Consider the following 12,705-nt stretch of genomic DNA (forward strand, 5'->3'; position numbering starts at 1 on the left):
GCACCTGCCGCATCAAATCGGACAGGAACAAGGGTGTGTCCCAGGAGGTTGTCGCGCGACGGGAGGGGTCCGATGAGCCACGTCATCCTGCTCGGTGACAGCATTTTCGATAACGGTGCGTATGTGCGTCGCGGCGAACCCGACGTGGCGGCGCAGGTTCAGGCCAGGCTGCCGCAGGGCTGGAAGGCGACCCTCTGCGCGGTCGACGGTGCCGTCACTACCGGGGTCCAACAGCAGCTCGACCGCGTTCCGACGGATGCGAGCCATCTCATCGTCAGCGCCGGCGGCAACGATGCCTTGCGCAACAGCGGAGTTCTGCGCGAACGTGCGGTCTCCGTCGCCGAAGTGATGACGAAGCTGGCGGATGTCAGGGACGAGTTTGCCCATAATTACCGGACCATGCTGGACGCCGTCCTCGAGAGGCGCCTGCCGACCGCCCTCTGCACGATCTACGACGCCCGATTCCCTGATCCGCAGGAGCAGCGTCTGGTCGTCACGGCGCTGGCGATCTTCAACGATGTCATTATGCGTGAGGCCTTTTCGCGACGGCTTCATCTCATCGACCTGCGCCTGATCTGCGACGAGCCTGATGATTATGCGAACCCCATCGAACCTTCGGCCAGGGGTGGCGACAAGATCGCTTCGGTCATTGCCCAAGTGGTGGCGGGGAACACAATCTTCCCGAGATCGCAGATCTACGCGCAGTAGCGGGTTTCCCGCCCCCAGCGTCGCAACGCCCGCACGTCGGCCCAGGAACTTCCCGCTGCCTGCCTCATTATGTCGGTCCTTTCGGAATTCGTCGTCGATGAGGGTAAAGTTCCGTCATGACTGAAGCGTATTGCATCTCGCAACACATCGAAGACCTCGCCGTTTTTCTCGATCCCGTCGCGTTCGATCGTCGACACGACATCTCCCTGGCCAAGCGACGTGAGGCAGCCTGGCGGAAGGCAGCCAATCGGATAGGATTGTCGAAACCGCAACACTAGCCGCGGTCGATCGGAACGGATCCCCATAATTGCAACCAATTATGAACAGAATGTCAGAAATCATTGTTCCAATTGAACAAATCCGATGAATTCGGCGGCCAAGCTTTGAACCAAAATCCCGCGGTTGAATTGTTGTTGCGAGGAATGCTCTTCGTCACTTCTTGAGAGGTCACCATGAGGAAGTTTGCTTTATTGGCTGGCATTACCCTCGTCACCGTCGCGAGCATCGGCACGGCGGATGCTCAGCACTGGCGCGGTGGTGGCTGGCGCGGTGGCGGCTGGCATGGCGGCGGTGGGTGGAATGGTGGTTACTATCCCCGGTACTATCGGGGCGGCGGATGGGGCAATGGCGGGGCCGTCGCGGCGGGGCTAATCGGCGGTGCGGTGCTCGGCGGCCTTCTGACCGCAGCCGCCACTCCGGCCTATGCCTATCCGGGCTATGGCTATCCTTATGGATACCCGGCGAATGGATACGGCTACAGCTATGGCTATCCTGCCGCCTACAACTATCCCGCTTACAGCGCCCCCGCCTATGGGTACTACTCGGCGCCGGTGACGCGGGTGGTCTACCAGCCGGCCCCCGTGTACCGAACCCGCGTGGTCTATCGCCAGCCCGTCTATGGCAACCGCGTGATCTACCGTCAGCCGGTCTACGGCAGCCGCGTTGTCTACCGGCAACCCCGGACGGTGACGCGCGTCGTCTACAGGGACCGCCAACGCGCGGGGTTCGTACGCTCGGTCAGACGCGATGTGGTGACGACGGGCTCGATCAACCGGCGCGACGTTCAACGGATCCGCCGGATCGACGGTGTCTACCGCTGATAGACGGTGCCCGCACGGACGGGATCGTCCATTGTCAACGCCAATGCCGAAACCGCCCCGATCGGGGCGGTTTCATTTGGAAGGCTACCGATATGGAAGCAGCGCCCGTTCCCACACGGGCCTGATAGCCCTTTTGGAGCCGTGGCGCTGACGTTCGGTTACTCTTTCCACTGACATTTAAATGTGATCTTCTCCTCCAATAAGAGACGCGAAAAGCGCACTCGGGAGGATACTCAGACGTGGACAGCCCTGTCTCTGCCGCCATCGATGTCGATCATCTTCAGGTCAGCTATGGCAGCCAGCGCGTGCTTCATGGGGTCAGCCTCACGGTCTCACCCGGAGAGTTCATCGCCATCCTCGGCTCGTCCGGTTGCGGGAAGACGACCCTGTTGCGCACCATCGCGGGATTTCAGAAGGCCGCCGGCGGTGCCATCCGGTTGTTTGGCCGGGATGTGGTGAACACGCCGCCGGAGAAGCGCGGCATGGCGATGATGTTCCAGTCCTATGCGCTCTGGCCGCACATGACCGTTCTCGGCAATGTCGGCTACGGCCTTCGCCTCCGCGGCATGCGGAAGGACGAGATCCGCTCCCGAGTCGCTGCCGTTCTGAAGATGCTGAACCTTTCCGGTCTGGAGGACCGGAAAGTGACGAACCTCTCGGGTGGTCAGCGCCAGCGCGTCGCCCTGGGGCGGGCGCTGGCGATCGAGCCGCAAATCCTTCTTCTCGACGAGCCCCTGTCCAATCTGGACGCCAAGGTGCGGATTCAGCTCCGGTCCGAAATCAAGGCTCTTCAGGGCCGCCTCGGCTTCACGGCGATCCACGTCACGCACGACCGCGAGGAAGCCATGACGATGGCCGACCGGATCGTCGTGATGGATGCTGGACGGATCGCGCAGGTCGGAGCCCCGAAAGAGGTCTACGACCATCCGAACTCGCCTTTCGTGGCCAGCTTCATGGGGGCTGAGAACACCCTCGACCTCGACGTCCGCGCTGCCGGAACCGGCGTAGAGGTGAGGGTCGACGACGGCAGCACCGCGAACTATGGCGGCCAAGTGCCCGTGGGTCCCGTCACGGCTTATTTTCGCGACGATATCGCTTCCCTCGACGATCCGCACGCGCGGATCGACGGGGCGATCGTCCTGCCCGGAAGAATTACGCAGAGAACGTATCCGGGAGGACACTACAGGTACGTGATCGCGGTCGGTGACCGTCACTTCACTGTGACGGACGACCGCTATCACGAGCTCGACCGCCCGGTAGGCCTGCGCCTCCCGCTGGCGTCGTTGCACCTGTTTCCCCAAACCCAGACTTCGGGAGGATCCCATGCGTAAACGCCTATTGGCTGCGGGTCTCGCAGCCTTTTTCTTGAGCAGTGCGGCCAGTGCGCAGACGCTCAATGTCGCGACGGCCGGCGACCAGAACATGGTCGATTACATCAAGGACTATCTCGGGCCGCTCTTTGAGAAGAGCCATCCGGGCGTGAAGGTCGTGGCCGTCGGCACCGGGCCGGGAGACGGCGGATCCCAGAAGATCTTCGAGAAGCTCGATGCGCAGAAGCAGGCTGCCGCCGCATCCGACTTCGACGTGGTGGTCATCCACCAGAAGGCCGCCGGCACGATGGTGCAGGGGGATCTGCTCAAGAAGTACCGGGACTCGCTTCCCACCGGCAAGCTCGTGACCCGCGACACCGCGACAAACTCGCTCGGCACCGACGTTTCCGGCTACGTCATGCCCATGTTCCACTCGCAAACGGCGATCGCCTACAATCCGGACCTGATCAAGAGTCCGCCCAACAACTATGCCGAGCTGCGCGAGTGGGTGAAGAAAAATCCGAAGCAGTTCGGCTACAACGGCATCAAGGGCGGCATGTCGGGCGTCGCCTTCGTGACCGGGTGGATCTCGGCCTTCGGCGGCGATCCGGCGAAGCTCGAGAAGGGGCCTTACGATGCCGCCACGAAGGCGAGCTGGGACAAGGCCATGGCCGATCTGAAGGAGTTCAACCAGAACGTCGTCATCACGCCCGGCAATGCCGGCACGCTCGACATGCTTAACCGCGGCGAAATCGCCATGGGGCCGGTCTGGGTTGACATGTTCTACACGTGGAAGGCCGACGGCAAGCTTCCGCCGAACATGCGCCTGAAGCTGGTGTCGCCTGGCATGCCCGGCCAGCCCATGTATTACGCGATTCCCTCGAAGACGGCGCAGGAGAAGCTCGCCGCCGAGTTCATCGCCCTGGCGACGAGCCCGGACGTGCAGGCTGAGGGCATCGTGAAGCGGTTCAACTGGTACCCGGGAATCGACGCCAAGAACCTGGAAGGGAAGCTCGATCAGGCGGCCTGGAACCAGCTCTTCGCCGACATTCCGCCGGACACGCTCGCGGCCAACGGCAAGGCGTTCCCGATCGGTCCGTACTTCAACGACATCCTCGAGACCTACGAGAAGAAGGTCGCTAACTAAGGCGATCAGCCACGGCAGGCGGCCCGAAGGACGGGCTGCCTGCACGACACCATGTCCGATACTCCATCGTGACCGGAACAGTCCCACATCATGGCGAAACCGTCACTCCTCGGCCTCCTGCTCGTCGCGCCGGCACTCGCGATGATCGGCGCGCTGTTTCTCTACCCGCTCGGCTTCTCGCTCGCGGCAGCCTTCACGGAGCCGGGAAGGGGCCTGTCGCTCGCGCACTTCCAGAAGGCCTACGAGCTCTATTCGACGGACATTCTCTTCACGCTCTTCATCGTGGTCGTCTCGACCCTTCTGACCGCTCTGGTCTCCATCGCGATAGCGGGCATCCTCACGCTCGGTGAGACGCCCTGGCTCGTTGCGGCTTTGCGAGCCCTCTATCGCTGGCCGCTCTTCATCCCGTTCATCGTGGCGGCCCAGTGCATGCGGACCTTCCTCGCCAAGAACGGCCTCATGAACAATTCCTTCGTGGCGCTCGGGCTGATGGAGCCGCTTCAGGCCACGAGCCTTCTCGATTGGCGCGGCATCATCATCACGTTCGTGTGGAAGCAGGTTCCGTTCGTGACGCTGATGCTGGCTGGAGCCATGGCGTCGATCGACCGCGCCACCATCGAGGCGGGACGGAATCTCGGGGCCTCGCGGATCCGGGTTCTCGTCGAACTCGTCCTGCCGCAGGTGGCTCAGACGCTCCTCGTCGGCCTCGTCCTCTCCTTCGTCACCATGCTGTCGGTCCTGTCGGTTCCGATGATGGTCGCGGGCTCGCAGCCCACCATGCTCACCGTCGACATGGCGTTCCGCATCAATTCCTACGGCGATTACGCGACCGCCAACGCACTCGGCGTGATCTCCTATGCCATCGCGGGCACGGTCGCGTGGATTTATCTCCGCCACAGCGTGAAGCGCGAGGTGCAGACATGAGCGGCAAGATCCAGGCTTCGTCCGCCCTCCCGCTCGCCGAGGCAGGTGCCCGCCCTGGGTCCGAAAGAAAGTTTTGGGCGTTCGGATCCACCGTCCTGAAGGTTGCGGGGCTTGCAGCGTTCGCTTTCCTGCTGTTCGGCCCTCTCGCCAATCTCGTCCTCTGGTCCGTGGCGGAGCGGTGGTACACGCCGTTCAAGCTGCCTGTTTCCTACGGTCTCCGCTACTGGGAGGTCGTCTTTCGTCCGACCGGCGACGCCATGACGTCGCTGATGACGAGCGTCGGCATCGCCTGCCTGACGGTCATGGTGGCACTCGCCGTCTCGGTCCCGGCAGGCTATGCACTGGCCCGCCTCAAGCTGCCGTGGCGGACGGCCCTGATGATCCTGTTCCTGCTGCCTCAGGCGTTTCCGTCGGTGGCAATCTACATCAACGTCGCTCGGGTCTTCTACAGCATCGGGCTCACCGGAACGATCACCGGCGTCGTGCTGGTGCATGCGGCTCACGGCCTGGTCTATTCGGTATGGATCGCAGCTGCGGCCTTTGCGGCCGTCGATCGCGACCTCGAACTTGCGGCGCGCAATATCGGCGCCTCGCCGCTACGGACGTTCTTCACCGTGACCCTGCCTCTCGCGGCACCTGGCATCATGGCGAGCGCGATCTTCGTTTTTCTCGAATCGCTCGACGAGTTCACCGGGACCTTCTTCGTCGGTGTCCCTCAGGTGACGACGCTCCCGTTGCTTCTCTACAATGCGAGTATGGGCGGCAACTACCAGATCGCGTCCATCACGGCTCTCATCCTGCTCGTTCCCTCAGTGGTCTTCATGCTCGTCATTGAGCGCTTCCTGAAAGCCGACGTGCTGAGTAAGGTCGGTCAGTAGGGAAGCGGCGCGGCATGCTCAGAATCATCACCTGGAACATTCAATGGGGCCTGGGTATCGACGGGAACGTCGATCTGCGAAGGCTGGTGGACGAGGCGCGCGCCACTGCGGACTTCGACGTGCTCTGCCTCCAGGAGGTCTCGGACAACTTTTCCGATCTCAAGGGCAATGATGGAGGAAACCAGTTCGCCGAACTGGCGGGGCTTCTTCCGAACTACACGGCCGTGGAGGGTGTGGCGCTCGATATTCCGGACGGGGCAGGGCGCCGGCGTCGCTTCGGCAACATGATCCTGTCCCGCCAGCCGGTTGGGCAGGTGCTGCGCCATACCCTGCCGTGGGAGGCCGCCCCGACCCGCAACATGCCGCGTCTCCTTCTGGAAGCGACAGTCGAGACGCCGTCCGGGCCTCTTCGCGTGATGACGACGCATCTGGAATACTCCTCCGACATGCTGCGGCGGGCGCAGGTCGAGGGTATCCGCGAGGCCCATCGCTGTGCCTGCGAGCGCGTCGCCACCCCGCGCGAGGACGGGCCCGGCACCTATGCGCGTCTCCCCACTTCGGCATCCGCCGTCCTGACCGGCGACTTCAACATGCGTCCGCCGGATCCGGTGAAGCAGCGGATCTCGGAGCCTTTCGCCCATGAGGTGCCTGCCCTTCTCGATGCGTGGCAGGTGGCCCATGGAGCCCAACCGCACCCGACTTCGTTCTGCCTTTTCGAACAGTCGAACGGGCCGCCCCATTGCTGCGATTTCGTGTTCGTGACCGACGACATTGCTCCTCGGGTCAGACGCATCTCCTACGACCAGGAGACTCAGGCCTCCGATCATCAGCCTGTCTTGCTGGAGCTCGATCTCTAGCAGACCGGCCGCAACGATGGCGGCCTCCGGCGGGAGCATCCCATCCCAAGCGCCGCTGCCTACGGCCGCAATGCCTCAGACATGATGACTCAGCCTGAACCTCCATGTGCCACCGGGCACATCTCTGTGCTCCATTCGGTCCTATCGTTCGCTGCGTTCAAACGGGGCTGACGCGCTTCAGCGGCCCCAAGGGTACAAGGGGGCCTGCCATGGACCAGATCAAAACAGCGGCACATTCGAACAGGCTGACAGCCGCAGAGTGGATGATCGTTGCCACGTCTCTCGCATTCATCACGCTCTGGCTCGGGATATCCTTCTCCTAAGCGGCGGTTTCGCGAGCCCGGCGAATCTCGCCCGTCCAAATCCGCCTTGAGCGCTGCCGAAAACGAAAAAACCGCCCGGCGTGGGGCGGTTCTTCGGACGGTTCGGAAGCTTGACGTCAGCCGATCACTTAATCTTGGCAACCATGAAATCTGGTTTCAGACGTTTTCTTATTGTCGCATAATCCTTATTCTACCGTCACTTAGTGTTCCAACCGGTTGCGCATTTATTCACACAGTGTCACTCTTTTGTGACCCCGGTGTGACCCGCATTCACGAGTGTTTGGACCCATGCCTGCTCGCGCCCTCACCGATGTCGAAATCCGATCCCTCCGTGCCGCACCCGGCCAGCGCCTGATCGTCTATGACGCGAAGGCGAAGGGACTCTGCCTTCGCGTCACCTCCGGCGCGAAATCTTGGAGCTTCATCTACCGACCAAAGGGCACCCCACGGCAGCGGCGATACACAATTGGAGATTACCCGGCTTGGTCACTGTCTGCGGCTCGAGAGAAAGCTTTGGCCCTGCGGCGGCTGGTTCAGGATGGGCAGGATCCTATAGCTGGCGTCAAGGCCGCCCGGGAGGCGCTCACAGTTGCTGGCCTGGTCGACCATTTCCTGACCCGCTACGCGAAGGTCAAGCTCCGGTCGTGGCGTGACTATGAGGCGGTGCTTCAGCGTGATGTCATTCCTGTGTTGGGCGATCGCCCTGCTGAGGGGGTGCACCGAACTGACGTCGCGAACCTACTCGACAAGGTGGCTGCTCGCGCCCCGGTTTTGGCCAATCGGCTCCAGAACACGATCTCCTCTGTCTTTTCCTGGGGCATGTCCGAGGGGCTGGTCACGGCGAACCCGGTGACTGGGCTGCGGAAGCGAACCATTGAAGTCGCAAAGGATCGGGTGCTGACCGATGAGGAAATCCGAAGCTTCTGGCAGATGACGGAGCAGGCCGCTCCCGCCTTCCGCGACACGCTTCGGCTAATTCTTTTGACAGGCCAGCGTCCTGGCGAGTGCGCGGGCATTCGCGCTGAAGAAATCGATCTCGGGTCTGGTGTGTGGACCATTCCGGCGAGCCGAGCCAAGAACAAAATCGAGCATAAGGTTCCGCTCGTCGGACAGGCGCTGGAGATCGTGACCCAGATCGCTAAAATTAAAGGTACAGCCGGACCTCTGATCGTCACCCCCCGCGGTAAATCACTCACCTCTCAGAACCTGGCCAAGGCTATGGAGGCGCTACGGGCTGGGTTGTTCACGGAGGTGGTGACACCGCATGACCTGCGCAGGACCGCCGCCACGCTGATGGGGCGGCTCGAAATCGATCAGATGACGATCGGCCGGGTGCTCAACCATGCCAGCACCACGAAAGCGACGATTACTGGCAGCGTCTATGACCGGCACAACTACCTGGCGCAGAAGCGTCGTGCATTGGAGGCCCTAGACCGGGAGTTGCAAGCGATCCTGATCGGCTCACCTACTTCAGCAAACGTCATTCGGCTTGGGGGACAAACGCTTTGAACTTCGACATCTTTACCGACGAAGAATGGGTGCGTCTTCTGTCGATTGCCGATCGATCCCGCGATCCGTCGAGCAAAGAGTCCTTATGGATCCGTTTGAAGGTCGGGTTTATTGTATACGGAGCATATGCCTCATATCGCAACAAGAAGGACGGACACAGCAAGAAAACATTAGAGGATGCAGCGCAGGCAGGCGAGCTTTTTATCCAAGGAATGCGAGCGCTCGACGCTTTAATACAAAATCTACGATTTACTGTGCTTCACTTTGATCCGATGGCCTTCAGCGCAAACCCAAGCAGTGTCTCCAAGTCATTTGTCGATGAAGAACTTGCAAATAGAATTCAAAAGTACTGCGAGTTTTTCCGGGTGATGGAAACATTCCAGCGAAATGTAGAGGAACCTGACCTAAGAGGGGGGCCAAACAAGAAAGAATGGCTCCATATCGCAGTACACCAACTGCACGATGTCTGGCAGGACGAGCTTGATCAGGGCACCAGGCCTAAGAAGGACTTTCTTGCTTTTGCGTACGCGGTTCTCCAGCCGCTGAGGTTCGGTGTGACTGAGAACAGCGTCCTCGAGAGCTTCGATCGTCACGTCAAGCACGGAATACACCTCAGGCGCAGGGTCATGCGGGCGGGGCAGTTGAGCGACGATTGAGGCTCAAATGCCTTTTGATGTCATGAAACAGTCTGCATAATGTTGATGTCGCCCTAAACTTGGAGCGACGTCATGCACAAAGCAGACCGAATAGTCCGCTGGCCTGAAGTTAGGCAGCAGATTGGACTGAGCCGCACTACTGTGTGGCGAAAGATCAGAGAACAAGATTTTCCGGCACCAGTGCGGCTGACGAACCACTCGATCGGCTGGCGTCAATCCGACCTAGACGGTTGGCTTGCCTCTCGGCAGAAGACAGCCTGCGGAGGTGACAATGACTGAACTCGGAACACAGGTAGCCGACCTCATCCGGTCCATTCCACCCCATTGCATGGCACCATCTGATGCGGTGAAAGCCTCCCAATTTCGAAGGACAACCAATGAGGTGAAAACACCCAATAGTTCAATGAAGGGGAAACCTCCCTCCAAGCGCATCAAGAGGGGTGAAAACGCCGCGTATAAAAAGGTGAGAACTCAGCCAATAGACCTTCAATCCCCCAGAGACACTCTATCAGTGAAAGGTAGAGCCTCAACGCAGGCACATGACGAACACGTACCCGCGTATGACCGTTGGGGCGAGTTCAACGAGGTGGCAGGCGGTCTTGAATACGAGGATGAGTTTCTGCGCGGGGAGGCCGAGCACTGTGCTCGCATTCTGTGTGGCTTCGACGACGACGACATGGATGGTCGGCAGGGCGCTGGAACCGCCCTACCGACCGTGGCCAAACGCAATCTCGACGAAGGAACCCCAGATGACCAAGACCATCTATATCACGGCTGATGAAAGTACGTCATGCAACCATAGGCTCGCGCCTGAAGGCGACCTCACGACGGTTGCAGACCCGGCAGAGGTGGGAAACTCCAACTTGGCTCCGGCTACGACTGCACGGCCGACCATCGAGCGCACCACTTCGCCGAAAGAAACCATCAGCATTATTGTCTCCTCAGTCGGTCGGGGGCGCTTTGCTGCCTTTCTTGACGGCCACATGCTTTGTGTCAGTGAGACGCCGCTCCTCGCAGCCGCTCGCGTACTGCAGGCCCAGGGAGTATCGGCCACGACAAGGCTGGAAATGGCCCATGAGGGATCGGCAACTGTTGCAATGCATTCGACGGTCGGAGCCGCCGCCGGGTACCGCGTGAGCGAAACCGGAAGCATGCCACGCTTCGTGCCGTGGCGACCTGATAGGCTCCCCTGCAACAGCGGTTTCCCTTGTACCGTTGACGAGCCTGACGGCTAAACCGCCCCACCCGGGTACCTGCCTACCTTGGAGCCTAAGGTCAGCCCTAGAGGAGCCACAACAATAGGCGGGTGTGATGGCATCGATGGGGAGTAGCCCCAGAAGCACATGCGGTGGAGAGGAGGTTGTTTGATCTGAAACTGTTCAGCCCGAGACAATGAAGAAAAACAGATCCAAGCCTGTATCAAACGTCAAGAAAGAGGCGCATTGTGTGCATTATCCCATTCCCCCGGTCCAAGCATCGGCCGTTTGTTCTCAAGCATGCCGCACGCATGGCAAAGTTGCCTACCATAACGGCGGAGAAACACCTTGCCTATCAGCTAGAGGTGCAGGCTCAAACAATGGCGAGGAGGGGGATACCACCCGAGATCATTCAGGACGAGATCTGGTCCCTCGAGCGCGCCATTCGTGCTGAGATAGGAAACGTGTTTGTGTCTGGCGGAGGCGTAGCATGAGCACGAAGAGCAGAGTCAACAAGTTCGGGCGCTCGGACAAGGCTGCGCAACATGTCCGGCTCTATCGCTGGCTCCGAGAGACTGCCGCTTGGAAGAGCCTCGAAGTAGTGGACCGCGCCTTGTACATCGAACTGCTGGGCCGCTACTGTGGTCCCAGTACCAACAACGGTCGTATTCCCTATTCTGTGCGAGAAGCAGCGGAAGCCCTGCACGTCGGCAAATCTACCGCTGCCGAGGCCTTTCGACGACTGCAGGAGCGAGGCTTCATTGTTTCGGCTCAGAAAGGTGGATTCACATGTAAGATCAGGCACTCCACAGAGTGGCTTTTGACCGAGTTCAACAGCGATGTGGAGATACCTGACCTCGGCATCAAGGCTGGGGATCTCGCGAGGAAAGACTTCACCCGCTGGCAGCCTGAGAAACAGAAACCGGTTCCATTAGCGGACCGTACGATATCTGACGGCGGACAATACGATACCTCAGATAGGACCGAGCTTCCTAGAGAGGTCGCTTACGGTACCTGAGACAGGACCGTGAGCCTGCGTTTCGGCATCCTTACGATACCTGAGGCCGGACACTAATTAGTTTACCATACGATGGGCCTCAGAAGACGTACGCTGAGGATGCCGGCCACACTCGCTTGATCCATGCATTCTATTAGGGTCGGACACGGGATCGGCGAACCAAGGTTCAGGGATGCTCTACTTCCTCTCAAGATTCTGTGACCTCTGCGTGACTCATGCGTCGTATTCTTGTGCCGTAGAGCCGACAGCTTTTCTCAATGATTCACTCGCTGCCCTACGGTGTCGTGCGGAGTAGTTGCGGTCCGCACGACGCTTGGCGCAAGGCTTGGAGCAGTACGTCACTCCAGCGCGCCAAGATGTGAACACCTTCTCACAGTCGGGACACGCCTGGATGGAAGAGACTGCCGACTTACGCCTCAGGATGTTCTTAAGCTGCTGTCGGCAGTCGGGCGAGCAAAACTTTCGGGCGCGACCGTCGATTGTCTGTTCGCATCTGGCGCACCTCTGAGCCGTGTAGACGAGACGCCGCCGTTCCTTATCTGATTGTCGGCGGCACCCATCAGAGCAAAATCGCGCTGCATCCCGCTCGGGCCAGAACTCCGTCCTGCAGTGTTCGCAGTACCTCGGCAATGGATGCGCGGCAGCAATCCGGAAGAGAGCGCAGGTTTCACAGGTCAGCCGTGGACGACCTTGGCGTTTCTCTACAGGAATTTCACACCGGCACACTCTGCATCGAGTTGGGCTGCGCGGCGATAGCGCCTTCTGCCGCGCCTCCTCAACGAGATCCTGGATACGCATACGCTAAGTCCTCGCTCAACGAGAACAACGCCACCTCGTCGGTATGGTTCGGCAACAATCGCGCGGCAGGAATTTAATTCTGCTGTGCGCCAAAAATGACCCACCTTGCGGTCGCCGTCCTGCGCGATCAATGCTATTAACACGCACCCCTACCCCTGAACCTCCTACAATTTCCTGCCTCTATGGCAGACACACTTAGGCAGGATAAGCGGCTTGGAAGAACACGCCTGATCGCAACCTTGGATGCAAGCGCGTAGCTGATGCCGTTTAGGACTGATATT

The 12,705-nt window shown here is 60.3% G+C and carries 14 protein-coding genes; all 14 read left to right on the top strand.

All coding sequences use genetic code 11. The features are described from left to right. Window positions 1–72 precede the first annotated feature (72 nt). The 14 genes from KBI52_RS29615 to KBI52_RS29675 all read left to right on the top strand — a co-directional run bounded on the left by KBI52_RS29615 (window position 73) and on the right by KBI52_RS29675 (window position 11,626). Window positions 73–708, top strand: coding sequence for an SGNH/GDSL hydrolase family protein (locus KBI52_RS29615; RefSeq protein ID WP_210812580.1), 636 nt, complete (start codon window positions 73–75; stop codon window positions 706–708). Window positions 709–1,160: 452 nt separating this feature from the next. Continuing rightward, window positions 1,161–1,808: a hypothetical protein gene (locus KBI52_RS34315; protein WP_315974850.1), complete on the top strand. Its 648-nt coding sequence runs from the start codon at window positions 1,161–1,163 to the stop codon at window positions 1,806–1,808. Between the two features lie 239 nt (window positions 1,809–2,047). Further along, on the top strand, window positions 2,048–3,139 hold the full coding sequence (locus KBI52_RS29625) for an ABC transporter ATP-binding protein (protein WP_210812581.1): 1,092 nt from the start codon (window positions 2,048–2,050) through the stop codon (window positions 3,137–3,139). After that, complete coding sequence (locus KBI52_RS29630; RefSeq protein WP_210812582.1) at window positions 3,132–4,265, top strand: extracellular solute-binding protein; 1,134 nt, start codon at window positions 3,132–3,134, stop codon at window positions 4,263–4,265. Before KBI52_RS29625 ends, KBI52_RS29630 begins: the two co-directional genes overlap by 8 nt. A 90-nt stretch (window positions 4,266–4,355) precedes the next feature. Beyond that, window positions 4,356–5,189, top strand: coding sequence for an ABC transporter permease (locus KBI52_RS29635; protein WP_210812583.1), 834 nt, complete (start codon window positions 4,356–4,358; stop codon window positions 5,187–5,189). Beyond that, window positions 5,186–6,067, top strand: a complete 882-nt coding sequence (locus tag KBI52_RS29640) for an ABC transporter permease (RefSeq protein WP_210812584.1) — start codon at window positions 5,186–5,188, stop codon at window positions 6,065–6,067. The genes KBI52_RS29635 and KBI52_RS29640 overlap by 4 nt, the downstream gene beginning before the upstream one ends. A gap of 14 nt (window positions 6,068–6,081) precedes the next feature. Continuing rightward, window positions 6,082–6,924 carry an endonuclease/exonuclease/phosphatase family protein gene (locus tag KBI52_RS29645; RefSeq protein WP_210812585.1) on the top strand — a complete coding sequence of 281 codons (843 nt, stop codon included), beginning with the start codon at window positions 6,082–6,084 and terminating at the stop codon, window positions 6,922–6,924. 611 nt (window positions 6,925–7,535) lie between these two features. Beyond that, window positions 7,536–8,756, top strand: coding sequence for a site-specific integrase (locus KBI52_RS29650; protein WP_210812586.1), 1,221 nt, complete (start codon window positions 7,536–7,538; stop codon window positions 8,754–8,756). Next, window positions 8,753–9,412, top strand: coding sequence for a hypothetical protein (locus KBI52_RS29655; protein WP_210812587.1), 660 nt, complete (start codon window positions 8,753–8,755; stop codon window positions 9,410–9,412). Before KBI52_RS29650 ends, KBI52_RS29655 begins: the two co-directional genes overlap by 4 nt. Before the next feature lie 72 nt (window positions 9,413–9,484). Beyond that, a complete protein-coding gene (locus KBI52_RS34320; RefSeq protein ID WP_210812588.1) occupies window positions 9,485–9,691 on the top strand; it encodes an AlpA family phage regulatory protein in 207 nt (68 codons plus the stop codon). Further along, window positions 9,684–10,190 (top strand): hypothetical protein, encoded by a 507-nt coding sequence (locus KBI52_RS29665; protein WP_210812589.1) that lies wholly within the window; start codon window positions 9,684–9,686, stop codon window positions 10,188–10,190. The genes KBI52_RS34320 and KBI52_RS29665 overlap by 8 nt, the downstream gene beginning before the upstream one ends. Then, on the top strand, window positions 10,162–10,647 hold the full coding sequence (locus tag KBI52_RS29670) for a hypothetical protein (protein WP_210812590.1): 486 nt from the start codon (window positions 10,162–10,164) through the stop codon (window positions 10,645–10,647). The genes KBI52_RS29665 and KBI52_RS29670 overlap by 29 nt, the downstream gene beginning before the upstream one ends. A 209-nt stretch (window positions 10,648–10,856) precedes the next feature. Further along, complete coding sequence (locus tag KBI52_RS34325) at window positions 10,857–11,102, top strand: DUF6074 family protein (RefSeq protein WP_371823227.1); 246 nt, start codon at window positions 10,857–10,859, stop codon at window positions 11,100–11,102. Next, entirely contained in the window at window positions 11,099–11,626 is a 528-nt protein-coding gene (locus KBI52_RS29675) for a GntR family transcriptional regulator (protein WP_210812591.1), read from the top strand. The genes KBI52_RS34325 and KBI52_RS29675 overlap by 4 nt, the downstream gene beginning before the upstream one ends. The last annotated feature ends 1,079 nt before the right edge of the window (window positions 11,627–12,705 follow it).

The organism is Microvirga sp. HBU67558 (assembly GCF_018069605.1).
GTDB lineage: Bacteria > Pseudomonadota > Alphaproteobacteria > Rhizobiales > Beijerinckiaceae > Microvirga > Microvirga terrae.

What these genes read in the sequence shown, in the direction of transcription:
- KBI52_RS29640 (WP_210812584.1), top strand. Translation starts at nt 5,186, where the DNA reads ATGAGCGGCAAGATCCAGGCTTCGTCCGCCCTCCCGCTCGCCGAGGCA.
- KBI52_RS29635 (WP_210812583.1), top strand. Translation starts at nt 4,356, where the DNA reads ATGGCGAAACCGTCACTCCTCGGCCTCCTGCTCGTCGCGCCGGCACTC.
- KBI52_RS29615 (WP_210812580.1), top strand. Translation starts at nt 73, where the DNA reads ATGAGCCACGTCATCCTGCTCGGTGACAGCATTTTCGATAACGGTGCG.
- KBI52_RS29675 (WP_210812591.1), top strand. Translation starts at nt 11,099, where the DNA reads ATGAGCACGAAGAGCAGAGTCAACAAGTTCGGGCGCTCGGACAAGGCT.
- KBI52_RS34315 (WP_315974850.1), top strand. Translation starts at nt 1,161, where the DNA reads ATGAGGAAGTTTGCTTTATTGGCTGGCATTACCCTCGTCACCGTCGCG.
- KBI52_RS29650 (WP_210812586.1), top strand. Translation starts at nt 7,536, where the DNA reads ATGCCTGCTCGCGCCCTCACCGATGTCGAAATCCGATCCCTCCGTGCC.
- KBI52_RS29645 (WP_210812585.1), top strand. Translation starts at nt 6,082, where the DNA reads ATGCTCAGAATCATCACCTGGAACATTCAATGGGGCCTGGGTATCGAC.
- KBI52_RS34320 (WP_210812588.1), top strand. Translation starts at nt 9,485, where the DNA reads ATGCACAAAGCAGACCGAATAGTCCGCTGGCCTGAAGTTAGGCAGCAG.
- KBI52_RS29630 (WP_210812582.1), top strand. Translation starts at nt 3,132, where the DNA reads ATGCGTAAACGCCTATTGGCTGCGGGTCTCGCAGCCTTTTTCTTGAGC.
- KBI52_RS29670 (WP_210812590.1), top strand. Translation starts at nt 10,162, where the DNA reads ATGACCAAGACCATCTATATCACGGCTGATGAAAGTACGTCATGCAAC.
- KBI52_RS29665 (WP_210812589.1), top strand. Translation starts at nt 9,684, where the DNA reads ATGACTGAACTCGGAACACAGGTAGCCGACCTCATCCGGTCCATTCCA.